The organism is Hoeflea sp. AS16 (genome assembly GCF_038900095.1).
Taxonomy (GTDB): domain Bacteria; phylum Pseudomonadota; class Alphaproteobacteria; order Rhizobiales; family Rhizobiaceae; genus Hoeflea.
In genome coordinates this window covers 105,467-124,833 of the sequence record NZ_JBBMQQ010000006.1, presented here as the reverse complement: position 1 = coordinate 124,833, position 19,367 = coordinate 105,467, and the positions used below count along the sequence as shown (strand labels likewise).

General features: G+C 61.9%; 17 protein-coding genes. 9 read left to right on the top strand and 8 right to left on the bottom strand.

What is annotated here, in order from left to right; genetic code table 11:
- Positions 1 to 3: 3 nt before the first annotated feature.
- Together pdeM and WNY80_RS15725 are read right to left on the bottom strand one after the other, a co-directional pair.
- Positions 4 to 732: a ligase-associated DNA damage response endonuclease PdeM gene (gene pdeM / locus WNY80_RS15730; RefSeq protein WP_342888458.1), complete on the bottom strand. Its 729-nt coding sequence runs from the start codon at positions 730 to 732 to the stop codon at positions 4 to 6.
- An 11-nt stretch (positions 733 to 743) separates the two neighbouring features.
- Positions 744 to 3,230, bottom strand: a complete 2,487-nt coding sequence (locus tag WNY80_RS15725; RefSeq protein ID WP_342888457.1) for a ligase-associated DNA damage response DEXH box helicase — start codon at positions 3,228 to 3,230, stop codon at positions 744 to 746.
- A 185-nt stretch (positions 3,231 to 3,415) separates the two neighbouring features.
- On the opposite strand from WNY80_RS15725, the gene WNY80_RS15720 reads away from it, so the two are divergent.
- A complete protein-coding gene (locus tag WNY80_RS15720; RefSeq protein ID WP_342888346.1) occupies positions 3,416 to 3,943 on the top strand; it encodes an Rrf2 family transcriptional regulator in 528 nt (175 codons plus the stop codon).
- A gap of 2 nt (positions 3,944 to 3,945) precedes the next feature.
- Complete coding sequence (locus WNY80_RS15715; RefSeq protein ID WP_342888456.1) at positions 3,946 to 4,407, top strand: carboxymuconolactone decarboxylase family protein; 462 nt, start codon at positions 3,946 to 3,948, stop codon at positions 4,405 to 4,407.
- Positions 4,408 to 4,445: 38 nt separating this feature from the next.
- Here WNY80_RS15715 and WNY80_RS15710 read toward each other — a convergent pair whose 3' ends face one another.
- Complete coding sequence (locus WNY80_RS15710) at positions 4,446 to 5,444, bottom strand: methyltransferase domain-containing protein (RefSeq protein WP_342888345.1); 999 nt, start codon at positions 5,442 to 5,444, stop codon at positions 4,446 to 4,448.
- Positions 5,445 to 5,548: 104 nt separating this feature from the next.
- On the opposite strand from WNY80_RS15710, the gene WNY80_RS15705 reads away from it, so the two are divergent.
- From WNY80_RS15705 to WNY80_RS15695, 3 genes are all read left to right on the top strand, one after another.
- Positions 5,549 to 6,559, top strand: coding sequence for a ligase-associated DNA damage response exonuclease (locus WNY80_RS15705; protein WP_342888344.1), 1,011 nt, complete (start codon positions 5,549 to 5,551; stop codon positions 6,557 to 6,559).
- 3 nt (positions 6,560 to 6,562) lie between these two features.
- Complete coding sequence (locus WNY80_RS15700; protein ID WP_342888343.1) at positions 6,563 to 8,176, top strand: cisplatin damage response ATP-dependent DNA ligase; 1,614 nt, start codon at positions 6,563 to 6,565, stop codon at positions 8,174 to 8,176.
- 63 nt (positions 8,177 to 8,239) lie between these two features.
- Positions 8,240 to 8,506: a DUF6460 domain-containing protein gene (locus WNY80_RS15695; protein ID WP_342888342.1), complete on the top strand. Its 267-nt coding sequence runs from the start codon at positions 8,240 to 8,242 to the stop codon at positions 8,504 to 8,506.
- Positions 8,507 to 8,515: 9 nt separating this feature from the next.
- On the opposite strand, the gene WNY80_RS15690 is transcribed toward WNY80_RS15695, so the two are convergent.
- Both WNY80_RS15690 and WNY80_RS15685 read right to left on the bottom strand, forming a co-directional pair.
- Positions 8,516 to 9,421, bottom strand: coding sequence for a histone deacetylase (locus tag WNY80_RS15690; RefSeq protein ID WP_342888341.1), 906 nt, complete (start codon positions 9,419 to 9,421; stop codon positions 8,516 to 8,518).
- A 60-nt stretch (positions 9,422 to 9,481) separates the two neighbouring features.
- The gene (locus WNY80_RS15685) at positions 9,482 to 10,687 is read right to left on the bottom strand and encodes a GGDEF domain-containing protein (protein ID WP_342888340.1); all 1,206 of its coding nucleotides are present in this window, start codon (positions 10,685 to 10,687) and stop codon (positions 9,482 to 9,484) included.
- A 348-nt stretch (positions 10,688 to 11,035) separates the two neighbouring features.
- Here WNY80_RS15685 and WNY80_RS15680 point away from each other — a divergent pair, with 348 nt between their 5' ends.
- On the top strand, positions 11,036 to 12,328 hold the full coding sequence (locus WNY80_RS15680) for an MATE family efflux transporter (protein ID WP_342888455.1): 1,293 nt from the start codon (positions 11,036 to 11,038) through the stop codon (positions 12,326 to 12,328).
- 34 nt (positions 12,329 to 12,362) lie between these two features.
- Here WNY80_RS15680 and WNY80_RS15675 read toward each other — a convergent pair whose 3' ends face one another.
- Together WNY80_RS15675 and WNY80_RS15670 are read right to left on the bottom strand one after the other, a co-directional pair.
- Complete coding sequence (locus WNY80_RS15675; RefSeq protein ID WP_342888339.1) at positions 12,363 to 13,442, bottom strand: quinone-dependent dihydroorotate dehydrogenase; 1,080 nt, start codon at positions 13,440 to 13,442, stop codon at positions 12,363 to 12,365.
- Positions 13,442 to 13,789 (bottom strand): DUF952 domain-containing protein, encoded by a 348-nt coding sequence (locus WNY80_RS15670; protein ID WP_342888338.1) that lies wholly within the window; start codon positions 13,787 to 13,789, stop codon positions 13,442 to 13,444. Before WNY80_RS15670 ends, WNY80_RS15675 begins: the two co-directional genes overlap by 1 nt.
- A 119-nt stretch (positions 13,790 to 13,908) precedes the next feature.
- Between WNY80_RS15670 and WNY80_RS15665 the strand changes: the two genes are divergently transcribed.
- On the top strand, positions 13,909 to 14,352 hold the full coding sequence (locus WNY80_RS15665) for a hypothetical protein (protein WP_342888337.1): 444 nt from the start codon (positions 13,909 to 13,911) through the stop codon (positions 14,350 to 14,352).
- Between the two features lie 149 nt (positions 14,353 to 14,501).
- Positions 14,502 to 15,161: a response regulator transcription factor gene (locus tag WNY80_RS15660; RefSeq protein ID WP_342888336.1), complete on the top strand. Its 660-nt coding sequence runs from the start codon at positions 14,502 to 14,504 to the stop codon at positions 15,159 to 15,161.
- A gap of 10 nt (positions 15,162 to 15,171) precedes the next feature.
- Here the strand turns inward: WNY80_RS15660 and WNY80_RS15655 are convergent, their stop codons facing one another.
- Positions 15,172 to 18,672, bottom strand: coding sequence for a hybrid sensor histidine kinase/response regulator (locus tag WNY80_RS15655; RefSeq protein WP_342888335.1), 3,501 nt, complete (start codon positions 18,670 to 18,672; stop codon positions 15,172 to 15,174).
- A gap of 228 nt (positions 18,673 to 18,900) precedes the next feature.
- Here WNY80_RS15655 and mscL point away from each other — a divergent pair, with 228 nt between their 5' ends.
- Positions 18,901 to 19,314: a large conductance mechanosensitive channel protein MscL gene (gene mscL / locus WNY80_RS15650; RefSeq protein ID WP_342888334.1), complete on the top strand. Its 414-nt coding sequence runs from the start codon at positions 18,901 to 18,903 to the stop codon at positions 19,312 to 19,314.
- The last annotated feature ends 53 nt before the right edge of the window (positions 19,315 to 19,367 follow it).

Genomic DNA, 19,367 nt, shown 5'->3' with positions numbered 1-19,367 from the left:
GGATCAGCCGTTCATTCGGTTGAACGCGACGGAATAGATCCGCTCCCGGCCAATCAGATGCGCTACCAGTTCACTCTTGTTGAACAATCCGCGCATCGCCGGATGGCGCAATTCCAGCCCGCCGGTGGTGGAGCCGAAGGCCGGCATCAGCAGGCGTTTGCCGTCGCTGGCGAAACACGGCCGGCGCACGCCCTTTCCGCGCCGAACGACGCGGGCGGCGGGATGCAGATGCCCGGCGATTTCGCCGTCCGCCGCGCCGGAAGTCGGTTCATGCCGGAACACCAGGCTTTCAACATGCAGTTCGCTGCAGAAACGGCCTTCCAGCCCAACCGGCCTGTCGGGGTCGTGATTGCCCTCGATCCACACCCAGTCGCGGCCCTGCTGCAGGCTCTGCAACTGTTCGCGGTAGCACTCGGGCAGGTGCGCGGATCCGGTCCGGTCGTGAAAACTGTCGCCCAGGCTGATCACCAGGCGCGGATTGTATCGCGCGATTGCCTTGGCAAGCCGGGCGAGGGTGGCTGCGGTGTCATAGGGCGGCAGCAGCATGCCGCGACGGGCAAAGGCCGCGCCCTTTTCCAGGTGCAGGTCGGACACCACCAGGGCGCCGCTGCCGGGCAGCCAGAGCACGCCCGCATGGTCGCAGACCACGGCGGTTGCGTTGACAATCAGCTCGACTGTCACCGGGCCGGTTGCCGGGCTGTCTGTTATGAGCGCCGCGTTTGCGCCGTGCATGGCTGTTCCGTTCAAGTCTGGTCCTGCGCTTCGGCAAGCAGGTCCTCCGCCGCCTCGGCCAATATGCTTTCATGCGCCTCGCCGGCAACCGTTTCTCGCCCGATTTCCAGCATGATCGGAACCGCCAGCGGCGAGATATGTTCAAGCGCCCGGTGGCGTATATGGCCCTTGATTCGCTTGAGCATAGCCCCGAGCCGCTGAATATCCAAAAGCCCCTGGGCAGCATCTGCCCGGGTTGCGCGCAGCAGGATATGGTCCGGTTCATGGCTGCGAAGAACGTCATAAATAAGATCGGCAGACACCGTGACCTGGCGTCCGGATTTTTCCTTGCCGGGATGCCGCCGCTCGATCAGCCCGGAGATCACGGCACAGGCCCGGAAGGTCCGCTTGAGCATCCAGGATTCATTCAGCCATGCATCGAGATCATCGCCCAGCATGTCTTCGTCAAACAATTCGCCGAGATCCAGGCGTCCGTCTGCAATCATCGCGCCCATGTCCTCCAGCCCCCAGACGGCGAGCGAGTAATCCGTGGCGACGAAGCCGAGCGGCTGCGCCCGCAGCCGCTCCAGTCTTCGTGTCAGCAACATACCCAGGGTCTGGTGGGCGATGCGGCCTTCGAACGGATAGAGCACCATGAAAAACCGTTCCGCCCGCGGAAACGTCTCGATCAGCAGGCTGTCCCGGGCCGGCAATTGCGAGACCTGCTGTTGCATTCTGAGCCAGTCGGAAACCTGGTCGGGCAGCGAGCCCCATTTGGCCGGATCGGCGATCATCGCCCGCACACCCTCGGCGAGATAGGTCGACAGCGGAAACTTGCCGCCGGCATAGGCAGGCACCTTCGGGTCCTGGTCCCAGGCCTTGGAGACCAGGCATTCGTTCTCGCGGATTCCCTCGAACCGCAGGATCTTGCCCGAGAACAGGAACGTGTCGCCGGGCGCCAGTGTTTCGAGGAAATATTCCTCCACCTTGCCCAGCGGCGGGCCGCCGCGTCCTGACAGCGTGCCGTTCTTGCGGCTGGTCATCCGCACATTCAGCATCGGCGCTTCGATGATGGTGCCGATGTTGAGCCGGTATTGCTGCGCCACCTGCGGGTTGGAGATCCGCCATAGACCGTCCGCGCGTTTGCGGATCCGTGCGTAGCGATCGTAGCTCTTGAGCGCATAGCCGCCGGTGGCGACAAACTCGATCACCTTGTCGAAAGTCTCGCGGCCAAGATACGCGTAAGGTGAGGCGCTGGTGACTTCAGCGTAGAGATCATCCGCATCGAATGGCGCTGCAGCGGCCATGCCGAGCACATGCTGGGCCAGCACGTCGAGCCCGCCGTCGCCGCCCGGCGGGGTGTCCTGCGCACCGACGTAATTGGCGTCGATTGCCGCCTGGCATTCGAGGACCTCGAACCGGTTGGCTGGCGTCAGGATCGCCCGGCTCGGCTCGTCCATGCGGTGATTGGAGCGGCCGATGCGCTGCGCCAGCCGGCTTGCGCCCTTGGGCGCGCCGACATGGACGACCAGATCGACATCGCCCCAGTCGATCCCCAGGTCCAGCGTCGAGGTGGCGACAACGGCTCTGAGCTCGTTGCGCCCCATCGCTGCCTCCACCCGCCGCCGCTGCGCCGCATCCAGCGAGCCGTGATGCAGTGCAATCGGCAGGCTGTCGTCGTTGATCCGCCACAGTTCCTGAAACAGCAGTTCCGCCTGGCTGCGGGTGTTGACGAAGATCAGCGTGGTTCGGTGATCCTTGATGGTCTGGTAGACATCGGGGATGGCATAGCGCGCCGAATGGCCCGACCAGGGGATGCGCTCTTCGCTCTCGAGAATGGTGATCACCGGGCTGGCTCCGCCGGCCACCGTGATCTGCCCCGACATCTCTTCGCTCTCGCGCGATTGCGGCACCAGCCAGCGCTGCAGTTCCTCGGGGTCCGCCACCGTCGCCGACAGCCCGATGCTCTGCAGTCCCGGCGACAATTTCCGAAGCCGGGCCAGCGCCAGCGACAGCAAGTGCCCGCGCTTGGATGCAATCAGCGAATGCAGCTCATCAAAAATCACGTAGCGCAGCCCGGCAAACAGACGTTCGGCGTGTTGGTTGGCGATCAGCAGCGACACCTGCTCCGGCGTGGTCAGCAGGATATCGGGCGGATCGCTGCGTTGCCGCGCGCGCTTGGATTGCGGCGTGTCGCCGGTTCGGGTCTCGATCCGCACCGGCAGGCCCATCTCCTCGACCGGACGTGCCAGGTTGCGCTCGATATCGACAGCCAGCGCCTTGAGCGGCGAGATGTAAAGCGTGTGCAGTGATCTGAATCCGGCGGCGCCGGGTTTGGGTTTGCCGCGCGTGGCAAGTTCGGTGAGGCTTGGCAGGAAGCCTGCCAGTGTCTTGCCGGCGCCGGTCGGCGCAATCAGCAACATCGAGCGCCCCTTGGCGGTCTCGGCCAGCAGTTCCAGCTGGTGCGCGCGTGGCTGCCACCCACGGCTGGCAAACCAGCCCGGAAACGGTTCTGGCAGGTCGAAGCCGGTTGTGCCGGATTGAGGGGGAGTTTCGGCTTTCACACCGTTCAATGTAGTGCAGCGCTGCTGGCAGTCCAAGCCGCAGCGTAATCATCAGCGCGAGAGACTGGAGCAACAGGAATACGCAGTGATTGACAGGTATCCGAATCACGGATAAAAAATATCCACGATAGGAGAAGGGCATGAAACTGAGTGACGGGGTAGAGCAGGCGATCCACAGCGTGACCATGCTGGCAGGCCTTGAATCAGATGCGGTGCTGTCGGCTGCCAGCCTGGCCGAGTTTCACGGCGTCTCCACCAGCTATCTGCTCAAGCATCTGCAGGCTCTGTCCGGCGCGGGCATTCTGGCCACTGTGCCGGGCCCCAGGGGCGGATATCGTCTGGCCCGGGTGCCCCGATCCATCAGCCTGCTCGATATCGTGCTGGCCGTTGAGGGGCCGGCACCTGCATTCCGCTGCAACGAGATCAGGCAACGTGGGCCCAATCCCTTGCCCGCGCGCTACTTCAGCGCGCCCTGCGGCATCAACGCCGCCATGCTCAGGGCCGAGAAGGCCTACCGCGCCGAGCTTGCCAGGGTAACGGTGGCCGACCTGATCACCGCAGTAGCCGAAGCCGACGACGGCGGCATCGTTGCCCGCGGTTGCGCCTTTCTCGACCTTCATCAACGCAAGGCGGCCGGCCGAGGCCAGCCCCAACCCATAGGAGACTGATGATGCAACCCCGTCTTGATTTTTACAAAGCCGCGCCCGACGCCCTCAATGCCGTTCTGCAGCTTGAGAATTATGTTCAGACCTCGGGTCTCGAGCGCCGCTTCATCCACCTGATCAAGCTGCGCGCATCGCAAATCAACGGCTGCGCCTACTGTGTCGACATGCACGTCAAGGAATCCCGCCACGACGGGCTGGCCGAGCAATGGATCAACCTGATGAGCGTCTGGCGCGAATCCGGTGTCTATGATCCGAAGGAGCGTGCATTGCTTGGCTGGGTCGAAGCTATCACCAACGTATCCCAAACCGGTGCTCCCGATGGAGAGTTCGAAGCGCTCAAGGCGCACTTCACCGATGAGGAGATCATGAAGATTACCGTGGCGATCGGAACCATCAACACCTGGAACAGGCTCGCCGTCGGCTTTCGGACACCGCATCCGGTTGATCAGCCGGCCTCGGCCGCCTGAGTTGTTTCCTGCTGCCGAGCGCAGCTACGCCATCGCTGTCAGTTGAGAGCGATGGTCAGCGGCGTTGCCTTTGCCATGCTGGCCACGTCTTCGCTCACCGTCGCGCTGAGCCGCTTGCGGGCAATGGCCAGAAGTCCGGTGATGGTGTTGTGTCCGTCGCGCCGGATTGGTTCCCTTGACAGTTTCACCAGGTCCAGGCCGTGCTGATCCAGCAACCGCTTGAGGTAGGTCTCGCCGTGGCAATAGCGCAGCGAGGATTGCAGCATCCAATCGCAGTCTTCCTGTCCGGCTTCCAGCGAAAAGGCGAGCAATCCGCCCTTTGCTGTCAGGTCCGAGGCCACCGCCATGACACCGTCCAGATCGCCAAAATAGGCGAACACATCCGCTGCCGCCACCAGGTCGGCCGGCCCGGCGCCCTGCAGGCGCGCTGCAGGAATTCCATGGAGAATGTCGGCTTGCCCGAGCCGGTCGTAAACGCCCTTGTCTCCGGCCTTGGCCAGCATGCCCTGCGAAAGGTCGTAGCCTTCCAGCCAGGAGGTCATCTGCCGGATCTGCTCGCCGAACAGACCGGTGCCGCAGCCCAGGTCGATCACCTTGGCAAATTTTGCATCCATGCCGGCAACGTCATTGAGCAGTGCGGTCAGCCGCTCCGGCACGCAATAGCCAAGGTCTTCCAGAAGCGCCGTGTCGAAGCGGTTCGAGTAGCCATCAAACAGCGCTTCGACATACTCGGAAGGGGGAGCCGGCGGCGTTTTCGCCTGTCCGGTCAGCGACAGTTTCAGGCCCGCGCCGAAAATGTCGACCGGCGAAAGCGCCAGCACCTTGCGCCATGCATTTGCCGCACCGGCCAGATCTCCGGCCTTTTGCTGATAGTCGCCAAGCGCCTGCCAGCCCGCGGCCCAGTCCGGCGCGAGTTCGAGCGCCTGGGTCTGCAAGTCCACAGCCGCACCCAGATCGCCGCCTTCGGCGTACTGACGAGCATAGTGGGCGCGGCGATCGGCAGTCAGATCGCCCGAGGAAAGCTGGTGGGATGCCATGTTTGGACCAGAAAGGAACGGAGACATCAGCCTATGCGTTGAGCGGGTGAATTACGCAAGCCCTTTCTCGATGCGCCCCGCCGCCCTAATTGACAGGTATGGCAATGAAACCCGAAGACCTGCTCATCCCCCGCCGCGAGGGGCTTTACTGTCAGCCCGGTGATTTCTTCATCGATCCGGTGCGCGGTGTCGATCGGGCATTGATCACCCATGGCCATGCGGACCACGCCCGCGCCGGCCATGGCCAAGTGCTGGCGACGCCCCAAACCCTCGACATCATGGCAATCCGCTATGGTGCGGACCATGCCGGCGCCACCCAGCCGGCCGGACCGGGCGAGGCAATCCGCATCAGGGATGTAACCGTGCAATTCCACCCCGCCGGGCATGTGCTCGGCTCTGCGCAGATCTCGGTTGAAATGGACGGTATGCGCATTGTCGCATCAGGCGATTACAAGCCTCGCCCTGACCCGACCTGCGCCATTTTTGAACCCGTGCCGTGCGATGTCTTCATCACCGAGGCCACCTTTGCATTGCCAGTGTTCCGCCACCCCGACGCGGGCGATGAGATCAACCGGTTGCTGCGCTCGGTCAAGCGCAATCCCGAGCGTGCGCACCTGGTCGGGGTCTATTCGCTTGGCAAGGCACAACGTGTGATCCGGCTGATCCGCGATGCCGGATATAGTGAACCGCTTTACATTCACGGCGCACTGCAGAAGCTTTGCGACTACTACGAGAGCCAGGGCATTGCGCTCGGGGACTTGCGCCCGGCGACGATCGAGAATGGCGCCAAGGGTGACTTCGCCGGGGCCATCGTGCTCGGCCCACCCTCGGCCTTTGGCGACAAGTGGGCCCGCCGGTTCCCGGATCCGCTGGTCAGTTTTGCCTCGGGCTGGATGCAGGTGAGGGCGCGTGCGCGCCAGCGCGGTGTCGAGCTTCCGCTGGTCATATCCGATCATGCCGATTGGGATGAACTGGCTGAAACAATTCAGGCGGTCGCGCCAGGCGAGGTCTGGGTCACGCATGGCCGTGAGGAAGCGCTGGTGCGCTGGTGCGAAATGCAGGGCATCCCGGCCAAGCCACTGCATCTGGTTGGCTATGAAGATGAGGGGGATTGAGCCATGAACCGCTTCGCCGACCTTCTCGACATGCTGGCCTTCACCCCCTCGCGCAACGCCAAGCTCTCGCTGTTGCAGGATCATTTCCGAACCGTGCCTGATCCCGAACGTGGTTATGCACTCGCCGCCATCGCCCGGGACCTGGACATCCCGGCGGTCAAGCCGGCACAATTGCGCGAACTGATCTCGACCCGCATGGATCCCGAACTGTTCGGCTATTCCTATGATTATGTCGGTGACCTGGCTGAAACCATTGCGCTCGCCTGGCCCCGGAAAAACGAGGTCATTGCCGGCCGCAACGACGCGCCGGGACTGACCGAGGTGGTTGAGACCCTGATGGCATCGTCACGCCGGGAGGGGCCGGGGCTGGTCGAGGACTGGCTCGACCGGCTCGATCCTCCGGGACGATATGCGTTGCTCAAGCTGGTCACCGGCGGCTTCCGCATGGGGCTTTCGGGCCGCCTGATCAAGCAGGCACTGGCAGCGTTCGGCGATGTGAATGTCAACGAGATCGAGGAGTTGTGGCACGGGCTGACCCCGCCCTATGCCGATCTGTTCGCATGGCTCGAGGGATCGGGACCCAAGCCGGTCAATGCGTCTGCCGCACCGTTTCGTCCTGTGATGCTGTCACACGCCATAGACACCGATGATTTCGAAAAACTCGATCCGGCGGAATTCGCAGCCGAATGGAAATGGGACGGCATCCGGGTGCAGGCCTCGTCCGAGCGCGGCATCAGCGGGCTTTACACCCGCACCGGCGATGATATCTCCGCAACCTTTCCTGATCTGGTCGACGCGATTGGGTTTGACGGAGCGCTCGATGGCGAGTTGCTGGTCGTCCGCCCCGCCGGCGAGGGTGTCGAAACCGGCAGCTTCTCGGATCTGCAGCAACGCCTCAACCGCAAGACCGTATCCGCCAGACAGTTGCGCGATTACCCGGCATTCTTCCGTGCCTATGATTTGCTGCAGGATGGCGCGGAAGACCTTCGCTCCAAACCTTTCATCGAACGCCGGCAACGGCTTGAAACCTTTGTCTCGAAACTTGATCCGATGCGCTTCGATTGCTCGCAGATGCTGGCATTCGACAGCTGGGATGATCTCGCGGCACTCCGTGCTGATCCTCCGCTGCCGGTGATCGAGGGCGTGATGATCAAGCGCAAGGCCGCGCCCTATCTTCCGGGCAGGCCGAAAGGCGAATGGTTCAAGTGGAAGCGCGATCCATTCCTGATTGATGCGGTGCTGATGTACGCCCAGCGCGGCCACGGCAAGCGCTCGGGTTTTTATTCCGACTACACTTTCGGGGTCTGGCGCGAGCCGGGTGAACTGGTCCCGGTCGGCAAGGCCTATTTCGGCTTTACAGATGACGAGCTTGTCGAGATCGACAAATATGTCCGCAACAACACCATCGAGCGCTTTGGCCCGGTGCGATCGGTACGCGCCGGAGCAGACAAGGGGCTGGTCTTCGAGGTTGCTTTCGAAGGCATCAACCGCTCATCCCGTCACAAATCCGGTGTCGCCATGCGCTTTCCGCGCATCAACCGGTTGCGCTGGGACAAGCCACCGGCAGAGGCCGATCGGCTGGAAACACTCGAGCGGATGATTGATGGCGCCGCATGACACACTTGCCCGGTTTGCTCTCCATGACTATGTAAAAGCCAACGGAACACGGGAACTGCCACGATGAGCAATGGTCTGACACGCTTTCTGGGCGATACGCCGGGCCGCACCGCACTCAAGCTGCTGGTTGCGTCCTTTGTTGTCGGCGTGGTGATGGCGGCTTTCAACTGGTATCCGGTCGACCTTCTCTACATCGCCCGTGATTTCCTGATCAATCTCTGGGAAACCGGCTTTGCGGCCCTCGGCCGTTTTGGTGGCTATCTGCTGCTCGGCGCTGGTGTGGTGATCCCGGTCTTCATCATCATGCGGTTGTTCAGCCTGCGCAAATAGCGCCCGCTCTCAGACGAATTCGCAAGCGGCCTCGAAGGTCAGCAGATGCCGTCCGGCCACCGCATCGACAACCCGGCTGTAACCGCCGCCCAGAACCGACGCTACCGGAATGTCGCGTTGCCTGAAGAACGAGAACACCCGCCGGTCGCGATCCTTCAGCCCCTGATCGGTCAGTGACAACCGCCCCAGCCTGTCATTCTCGTGTGGATCGACGCCTGCGTTGTAGAACACCAGATCCGGCCTGAAATCCTCGATTGCGCGCGGCAGCAGCCAGTCGAGCGTTTCCAGGTAAGCCTCGTCGCGCACACCGTCCGGCAGGGCTATGTCGATCGACGAGGCCTGCTTGCGTACCGGGTAATTCTTCTCGCTGTGCACCGACACGGTGCGGATGGCGTCAATGCCGCTGCAGATCTCAGCGGTGCCGTCGCCCTGATGCACGTCGAGATCGATGACCAGAACCCGTTCCACCTCGCCATCGGCGAGAAGCAGATGCGAGGCCACGGCAACATCGTTGAAAGTACAGAACCCGGCCCCTTGCGCCCGCCGCGCATGATGGCTGCCGCCGGCCGTGTTGCAGGCGATGCCTGAAGAAAGCGCCAACCGTGCCGCCATCACTGTCCCGGCTGTGGCGAGCCGCGCACGCAGGCTCACCCGCTCGTTGACGGGAAACCCGATCTCCCGCTCGATTGGAACCGGAACCCTGCACGCCAGAACCTGATCCACATAGGCGCGGTCATGGGCAAGCGACAGCCATTCCGCGGATGCCGGCGCGGGTGCATGAAAGACCGCCCGCGATCCTGTTTCGCTCTCCCGGATCAGCTCCATCAGCCGTGTGTACTTGCCCATCGGAAACCTGTGGTCCGGGGCAAAGTTGGCGTCATAGTCGGGGGCGTGAACTATCGGCAGGAATGGCATTCGTTCCTTATGCCCGGCGTTGCCGCGATCGTCCATCGCAACAATCAGCGCAAATCGCCATCACTGCAGCGCCCGGACAAGCCTTCCCGGCATGCGCGTTGACTGGTCCCTGAAAGCTTCGCCTCCGTTGACCTCGATCTTGTTCCGGCCACCGCTCTTGGCCTTGTAGAGCGCCATGTCGGCGTCATGCAGCAATTCGTCCAGCGCGTTTCCCGTTCCCTGGGCCAGCCCGATGCTGACCGTGACCGGATGATCGTCCGGGACGCCGGTGTGGCTCAGGCGCTCCAGGTTCATGCGCAAGGCTTCGGCGAAGGCCAAGGCCGCCTTGCGGTTGGTGTTTGGCAGAACAATTGCAAACTCTTCGCCACCCAACCGCCCGTTGATCGCGGTTTCTGGAGCATTGGTGTGCAGGGCCGCTGCGACGTTCCGGATCACCTGATCGCCGACCTGGTGGCCGTAGGTGTCGTTGACCGTCTTGAAATGATCAATGTCGAGCAGGAACACCGATACCGGCAGTTTTGGCGTTGCGTCTCGAACCACCGGCCCGGCGGTGTCGAAAAATCCGCGGCGGTTGAGCATCCCGCTGAGCGCATCGGTGACCGATTGCGCGTTGAGTTCGGACAAAAGGTCAGAGGCGATGCGCAACAGGAACAGCAGGGCAAAGGCAATCCAGGCGAACAGGCCGCCGACCTTCAGCGAGACGGCCCAGAACGAGGTGACCTCGATTGCATCGATGTGCGGCGCGCCCTCGATCAGGAACGAGACGAGCGGCCGGACCGGCAACAGGATTGTCAGCGCAAGCAGCACCATGAAGATCGAAAGGTCGATCCTGTCCCGCTCCGGGGCTCTCAGGATTGCAGTCATTGCCGCGATCATCGTCACGACAGCTCCGGCGCTGACGATCGATCCCCGGATCAGCGCGTTGTGATCGCCAAACGACAACCAGCAGCCAATCATGCCGCAAAAGGTGATGGCCGACAGCAGCAAACGGTCCGGGGAGCGGCCGGCATAGCGCAGGCAGATACCCCTCGCCATCAACAGCATGCTGACCGGAAGGAAGATGTTGACACCATTGGCAAAACGGAAATTTGCGATGAAGAAATTGAAGAATTCAAACGCATAGCCAATACTCCCGGCGGCAAAGGCCAGAGACCAGTTCAGGATATACTTTTTCCCCGGATGGTTTTTCCAGATCAGGAAGAATGTAAGTGCCAGTAAAAATCCCGTAACCGGGTTGATTGTCGATAAAATATACGAAGAATCCACGCAATTGCCTCCAGCCATACGGAGCTTCGCGGCGGTATAACCCGAGGGGTGTTAAGAAACAGAAATGCGCAGTGTCCGATAATCGGACACCACCCCGACGGGGAACCATGGCCATGCATTGCCGGGCGGCCGGGCCCGTTCTCCCCGGTTCATCAAAAACAATGAGGTCGCTGGTCGCTCATTCCGCTTTAACCCGACCCCGGTTTTCAGCGGCCCCCTTTACAGCGGCATCGAAGTCGAAGAGGAAAGAAGCACCTTTTCCAGCCGGACCCTTATTGCGTGACCGATCTGCTGCTCAAAACCGATGTTCTGCCGCCGGAGGGCCGCCCTTTCGACGTTAACAACCGCATGGTATTTGCCATCGCGGTGCCAATGACGCTGGCGTTTCTGACCACGCCGCTTCTGGGGCTGGTCGATACCGCCGTGGTCGGACGACTGGGCGATGCGGCACTTCTGGGCGGATTGGCAATCGCGGCGATCCTCTTCGACCTGGTGTTCACCACCTTCAATTTCCTGCGCTCGGCGACCACCGGCCTTGTGGCCCAGGCCATGGGCCGCAATGACCCTCTCGAAGAGCAGGCCGTATTCTGGCGCTCGCTGATGATTTCGGTCGTTGCCGGTGTGGGCATCATCGCCGCGACGCCGCTTTTGCTGGCCGCAGGCCTTGCATTCATGGGCGCTCAAGGCGAGGTGGCGGCCGCCGCCTCGACCTATCTGGTGATCCGTGCGCTGTCGGCTCCGGCGGCGCTGGCCAATTACGCCATTCTTGGCTACGTGCTCGGCCGCGGCATGGGCGGGACGGGGTTGCTGCTGCAGTCGGTCATCAACGGCACCAACATCGTCCTGTCGGTCTGGTTCGGGTTGGGGCTCGGCTACGGCCTCGAGGGGGTTGCGCTGGCTACGGTGATCGCGGAAATCACCGGCTGCGCACTTGGGTTCCTGATCATCCGTCTGAGGTTCGATCGCGCCAACAGCCCGAGCTGGAAGCAGATCATCGACCGGCCTTCGGTCATGCGGCTGATGGCGCTCAACGGCGACATCATGATCCGCTCCTTTGCCCTTATCGCGGCCTTCGCCTGGTTTACCCGCCTGGGCACCGGCTTTGGCGAGACGACCCTGGCCGCCAATGCCATCCTGATGAACTTTTTCATGGTCGCGGGCTATTATCTCGACGGCTTTGCCACCGCCGCGGAGCAGCTTGCCGGCCGCGCGATCGGGGCCCGCTACCGTCCGGCTTTCGACAAGTCCGTCCGGCTGACGGTCTTCTGGGGCTTTGCCCTTGCCGGGTTCACGACCGGCTTCTTCCTGATCTTCGGAAATGCCATCATCGGGCTGATGACCACCCTCGAGCCGGTGCGGCTTGAAGCCGGATTCTACCTGTTCTGGGCAGCACTGACGGCAGTCTCCGGCGTTCTTGCTTTCGAGATGGACGGCGTCTTCATCGGCGCCACCTGGTCGCGTGACATGCGCAACATGATGCTCCTGTCGCTGGCTCTGTTCATAGGCTTGTCGATTGCCCTTACCCAGGTTTGGGGCAATCTGGGGCTCTGGATTTCGCTCAACATCTTCCTTGCGGCACGGGGCTTCACCTTGCTGGCGATCCTGCCGCGCCGCCGTGACAGCGCGTTTGCCCCGGCCTGATCCTATTCCGGCCCGACCCTAATCCGGCCCGATTCTAATCTGGAATGGCCATGGCGGCGTAGTGGGCGGTCCTGCTGTCGCGCAGATCTGAAATGCTTGACAGCTTCTCCTGGTCGCAGAGGCGGGAGAGACCGCGCACGATCCGGCCCGGAAGCAGCGGGCCGCCATAAATAAAGCCGGTGTAGAGCTGGACCAGGTCGGCGCCGGCCCGCATTTTTTCCGCAGCCGTCTCTGCGCTGTCGATGCCGCCAACGCCGATCAACGGCATGTCGACTCCGAGCTTCTGCCGCATCTTGGCCAGCACGATGGTCGAACGCGCAAACACCGGTCGTCCGGACAGTCCGCCCGCTTCGCCCATCTTCGGATCAGCCGACAGTCCGGTGCGCGACAGCGTCGTGTTCGACACGATGACACCGTCCAGCCTGTGCGCAAGGCATTCCGTCGCGACATCATCGAGATCGGGTTCGGTGAGATCCGGCGCGATCTTCAGGAACACCGGAACGCGCTTGGCCTTCGCGTCGCGCTCGGCAAGAACCCGGCCCAAAAGGTCCGACAAGGCCTCGCGGGTTTGCAGATTGCGCAGGCCCGGGGTGTTGGGCGACGAAATATTGACCGTGAAATAGTCTGCCACATCCGCAAAAAGCGAAATCCCGGCAACATAATCACCGACACGATCCTCGCTGTCCTTGTTGGCGCCGATGTTGACGCCGAGGATGCCTTTCGGACGGTGGCTTGAAATCCGCCCGTGCGCTGCGGCGTGCCCCTGATTGTTGAAGCCCAGCCGGTTGATCACCGCATGGTCCTTGACCAGCCGGAAAATCCGCGGCTTCGGATTGCCTGGCTGCGGCTTGGGGGTCAGCGTACCGACTTCGGCAAATCCGAACCCGAGGCGCATCAGTTCCTGCGGAACTTCCGCGTTCTTGTCGTATCCCGCCGCCATGCCCAGCGGATTGGGAAAGCCCAGTCCGGCGACGGTGACTGCCAGCCGTGGATCGCGGTCGGCGCGGCATCCTGGTACCAGCCCGCTCTTGAGCGCTGTGATCGAAAGTCCGTGCGCAGTTTCCGGGTCGAACTTGAAAAGGGCGTTCCGAGCAATCCCGTCAATCAGGCTCATCACGGCTCCATGTCCGGAAACACATGGGCGCCGTCAGCATCGAGTGGCAGCGGCTTGACCCATTTGACCGCCGACAGCGGCATGTCGGCATAAAGATGCGGGAACAATGCGCCGCCGCGAGAGGGTTCGAAGACCAGCTTCTCGCCAAGAGCGCCGGCGTCGACGGCCACCAGCAGGAGATCGTCCTGCCCGCCAAAGTGCTTCTGCGCCGTTTCTATGGCCTGCTCCCGGGTGGAGAAGTGAATGAACCCGTCCGCCAGATCGATGGGCGCGCCGGTAAAGCGGCCTTCGGCTTCAGCTGTGCGCCAAAGCGCTACCGGGGTGATCTTGTAGATTGTCGCATGCATGCCTGAGCGTCTCGCTTTCCCGATCCCGGTCACATCGCCAACTGGGCAGCGTTCCGGTATCCAATCTCGATTTTGTCCTTATTGCGTGTCATCACATACAGAAACAGGAGTGTGCCGTCATGACCCGATTTGCAATTCTGTCCGCTTCAGCCCTGGCATTGCTCATTCCCGTTCAGGCGTTTTCCGAGGAGCCGGGCACAAACCGCTATACCATGGAAAAGACCGAAAATGGCGTTGTCCGGCTCGACACGCTGACCGGCGAGATCTCGATCTGCACGCAACAAGGCGGTCAGCTTGTCTGCAGGCTTGCCGCTGATGAGCGCCGTGCCTTTGAGGAGACGCTGTCTGAGCTGTCGGCACGCGTGGAGGATCTCGAAAACCGTCTCGATGCACTGGCGCCGCCGGACGGGGATGCTGATCTTCCCGACGAGGCGGAAATCGACCGTGCCATCGGCGCCATGGAAAAGATGATGCGCCGGTTCCTCGGCGCGGTTGAAGAGTTGCGTAAGGATTTCGAGCAGAGCCCGGAAATCCCGCCGGAGCCCATACCGGACCGCACCTGACCCCAGAATGGAGTGAATGAGGGGATTGCGTTTGGCCCGTCCTCGGGCCGATGCACTTGCGCGAAGGCTTGGCGCGCCGTTACAGTGATTTGCGCAAGCCGGGTTTGGGCCTGGTTGCCGCGGCAGCGCGATCAGGAGGGGGAGAGTGCATGGCGCAATTGACATTCATTATTGCGGACGATCATCCATTGTTTCGGGGTGCCATGCGGCAAGCCCTGGAGGGGATAGGCGCCACTATTGATATTCTGGAAGCAGGCGATCTCGAAAGCGCCCGCAAGACGGCCGGTGACCATCCCGAGGCCGATCTCATTCTTCTCGACCTGACCATGCCGGGCGTTTCCGGTCTTTCCGGCCTGATTGCCTTTCGCGCCGAGTTTTCCAGCCTGCCGGTGGTGGTGGTTTCTGCCACCGACGATATCTCGACCATGCGCCGGGCACTGGAACTGGGTGCATCCGGCTTTATCTCGAAATCTGCCAGCATCGATGAAATCCGCCAGGGCGTCCGTACCGTGCTCGATGGCGGCATCTGGACGCCGCCCGACGTGGATCTCGGGTCCGAACATGATCAGGAAATTGCAGGCCTGATCGCCCGCATCCAGACATTGACGCCGCAGCAGGGACGCGTGCTCGGCATGCTGGCTGAAGGTTTGCTCAACAAGCAGATTGCCTATGAACTCGGCGTCTCCGAAGCCACCATCAAGGCGCATGTATCGGCCGTGTTGCAAAAACTCGGTGTCGACAGCCGCACCCAGGCGGTCATCCAGCTCTCCAAGATCGGCGCGGAAGTCCTGACCCAGGGCGACGACTGAGACGGTCTGATTACTCTGCCGCAGTGCGCCGGGTGACCGTCACCTGATTGAGAAATGCCCGCAGCGCCGCCGGCTTGATCGGCTTGTTCTGGAAGGCGATCCGTTCCGCTTCGGCCATGCAGCGCACTTCCGGCGTGCGGTCGGCGGTGACCAGCAGGGCAGGGATGTCCATCTTCCACAATTTGCGCAGTGCGATGATGGTTTCGATGCCGGTGCCGTCGTCGAGATGAAAATCGGCGAAGATCACGTCCGGCGCGTCTTCCGTCTCCGCAATCTTCAGGCTTTCGGCCAGTGAATCGGATGCCAGCACCGTGCATCCCCACCCGCTCAAGAGCAGCGTCATGCCTTCGAGGATTTTCAGTTCATTGTCGATGCACAGCACCCGCAGCCCTTTCAGGTTGGTGTTTGCCGCATCGGCGCCGGTGCGCTTCGGCTGCGCCTTGATCCGCGCGATATTGGTCTCGATCGGCAACTCCACCCGGAACTCCGTGCCTTTCCCGGATTGCGAGGAAATGTCGACCGAATGCTTGAGAACCCGGGCGATGCGGTCGACGATCGACAGGCCGAGCCCCAGCCCGGATGCCGTTCGCGCACCTTCTTCCAGTCGCGCGAACTCGCGGAATACAGTGCGGAACTTGGTGGTCGGAATGCCGATCCCGGTGTCGATGACCTGGATGATCACCTTGTCGCCGCGCCGGCGGACCCCGACCAGAACCCTGCCTTCGCGGGTGTACTTGATGGCATTGGAAACCAGGTTCTGGATCAGACGGCGCAGCAGATTGGGATCGGAGCGCACGTGAACGCTGGTCGGCATCACGGTGAACTTGAGATTTTTCTCGCGGGCCACCGGTGCAAAATCGGTAACCACCCGCTGCAGCAGGTCATTGAGCGGGAAACTGGCCAGCTGCGGTTTCATCGCGCCGGTATCGAGCCGGGAGATGTCCAGCACCGCTCCCAGGATGGCTTCCACCGATTCGAGCGAGGAATCGATGTTCTGCACCAGTTTCTGGTCCGGCGAATTGCCAAGCCGCTCGACCAGCGTGGAGGAATAAAGCCGGGCGGCGTTGAGCGGCTGCAGGATGTCATGACCGGCAGCTGCGAGGAACCGGGTCTTGCCGATATTGGCTTCTTCGGCGGTCAGCTGCGCCTTTTCGAGTTCGCGGTTGACGCGGGTCAGTTCCGCTGTTCGTTTGGTGACCCGTTGCTCAAGTGTTTCGTTGGCCTGCTTGAGCGCCATGTCCGCCGCCACGCGCTCGGTGATGTCGGCATAGGTGGTCACGATGCCGCTGTCCGGCATCGGGTTCGAGCGGATTTCGATGATCCGCTTTTCAGGCCCGATGGTCAGCGAGAACGCCTTGTCCATGACCAGGAAACGGTCCAGCGCCTCCTGCTCCTCGCCAGCCTTGAGGTCTCCACGCTCGACAAGAATGGAAATGATGTTTTCCAGCGGAAACCCGACCTGGCCAACCTGCTCGGGCAATTCCAGCAGTGAACGGAAGCGCTTGTTCCAGACGGTCAGCCGGTTGGAATTGTCAAAAACGGTAATGCCCTGGTTCATCTGCCCGAGCGCGGTCTGCAACAGGTCGCGATTGTACTGCAGCGCCTCCGACGCTTCATCGAGCAGCCGCGCCGTGTCGCCGGGAATGTCATCGGCACGCTCGAACAGCAGCGACAGCACCAGCCGCGCTGAAGCCGAGCCAATCGCACTGCCGAGCAATTGTTCGGCAAACCGCAGCAGCCCCATGTCGGCGGGATCCTGGTCATTGATCCATCGGCCGATGGCGCGCTCGTGCGAATGAAACGAACGCTCTGTCCGTTCCTGCCCGAGATAGCGGCTGATGGTCTGCTTGAGGTCGCCGACAGTTACCTTGGTTTTCCAGCTGCGCCCCGATGTGGTCAGCCTCTGGCTTTCCGGGATGAACATCGCGGCCTGGATTCGCTCGATGGACTTGGGCCGCCGCGACAGCGAGCCGCCGACATAGAACAGGCAATTGACCAGCAGGCTGAGAACCACGGCATTGAACAGCGGGTCCGCGTTTGGCCCCGAAAATCCGTTTGTACCGGGGACGATGAAGTCCAGGATTGCCGCGGCCATATGGCTGTTGTCGGGTCCGCCCAAGCTCGGCACCATCAGGATATAGGCCCAGATGCCAATCCCGCTCGAAAGTCCGGCGATGGCTCCCCGCGCATTGGCCTGCCGCCAGAACAGGCCGCCGAAGAAGGCCGGCGCCAGTTGCGCGATTGCCGCAAACGACAACAGGCCGATGGAAGCCAGGCCCGCATTGATGTCCGCCGCGCGGTAATAGGCAAAGCCGAGCAGCAGGATCCCGATGATCGCCGTTCGCCGGATGATCAGGATCAGGCCGGAAAAATCGCCGCTCTGGCCGCGGCGGTTGCGCCGTCTGAGCACCACCGGAACGATGATGTCGTTGGAGACCATGATGGCCACGGCCACTGAGGCGACGATGACCATCGCGGTCGCCGCCGAAAACCCGCCGATAAAGGTGAGCAGGGTGACCACCGGCATGTCGTTGGCCATGGGCAGCGCCAGCACAAAGAGATCGCTGCTGCCGCCGGACCCGAACTGGAGCACGCCGGCGATGGCCACCGGCAGAACGAAAATGTTGATGGCGATGAGGTAAAGCGGAAGCAACCATCCCGCCAGCCGCAATTCGCCCGGTGTCCTGTTTTCCACCACCGCCACGTGGAACTGGCGTGGCAGCAGGATGATGGCAAAGGCCGACAGCACGATCAGCAATGCCCAGCGCAGCGGCGGTGTCTTGTAGGTCAGCGCCTCCATCACCTCCGCATGCGCCGTGGCTGCGCGCAGCAGATCCCAAGGCCCATCATACAGGACGAAGAGCACGGACAGGCCGATCAGAGAGAATGCCAGAAGCTTGACCAGCGATTCCATCGCGATGGCGAGAATCAGGCCATCCTGGTGTTCGGTCGCGTCGGTATGGCGGGTGCCGAAAATTGCCGCAAAGGCTGCAAGCACAAGGGTGACGAAAAACGAGATGTCCGAGAGGAAGAAGGTTTCGGTCACCCGGTTCAATTGCTCGACATCGACCATCACCGCCACCGATGAGGACACCGCCTTGAGCTGCAGCGCGATGTAGGGGATCGTGCCGATCACCGCTATCAGCGCAACCAGTGCGGCCACCAGCGGGTTCTTGCCGTAGCGCGCCGCCATGAAGTCGGCGATGGAGGTAAGTTTTTCCGCCTTTGCAAGCGTGACGATACGTTTGAGGATCGGCATCCCGAGGGTGAACATCAGGATCGGGCCGATATAGATCGCGGTGAATTCCAGTCCGCGCGAGGCGGCCAGGCCAACACCGCCGAAATAGGTCCATGAGGTGCAGTAGATGGCCAGGCTGAGCGAGTAGATGATCGGGCGGCCCGCTGTGCGCTTTCGCCGCTGACGCGCCGACCGGTCGCCATAGGTGGCGATGGCGAACAGCATCAGCAAATAGAAAAGGGCTGATCCGAAAACCAGCCAGCCGGGCATCATGGTCTCGTTCCTCCCCCACGCCTCCACAATGCAGCATAAGGCCAAAGTGCCGGCAGGCAAGACAGCCTTTGGTCGGGCAGCCCGGATTCAATCCTGTCGTGGGCAACCGGAAAATGCGGGTTCTTTACGCGCGTAATTGTGTTAGAGTTTTCTAAACCGATTTAACAGGGCGCGCGGGCCTTGCGGTTCTGACAAGAGGGACACCCGCGTTAAACGGAGAGAATAGACATGTTGAATGAGTTCAAGGCCTTTATTGCCAAGGGCAATGTAATGGATCTTGCTGTCGGTGTGATCATCGGCGGCGCATTTGGTCTTATCGTTTCATCGCTGGTCGATGATATCATTATGCCGATCGTCGGCGCAGTTTTCGGCGGAATGGATTTTTCAAATTTCTTCATCCCGCTTGCGAGCGGTGTGACGGCAACGACGCTGGAAGCGGCCAAGGAACAGGGCGCCGTCCTTGCCTACGGTAATTTCCTGACAGTGTTGATCAATTTCCTGATCCTCGCATGGATCATCTTCCTGATGGTCCGGGCCGTCAATTCGATGCGTGCAAAGGAAGAAGCTGCGCCTGCAGCTCCTGCAGCACCGCCGGCTGATGTCGCCCTGCTCACAGAGATCCGTGATCTTCTGAAAAAGTAAGGCTCTGGTTGGCGCTGTCGCTGCTGCGGCAGCCGCCGGGAAGCGAAGACTGA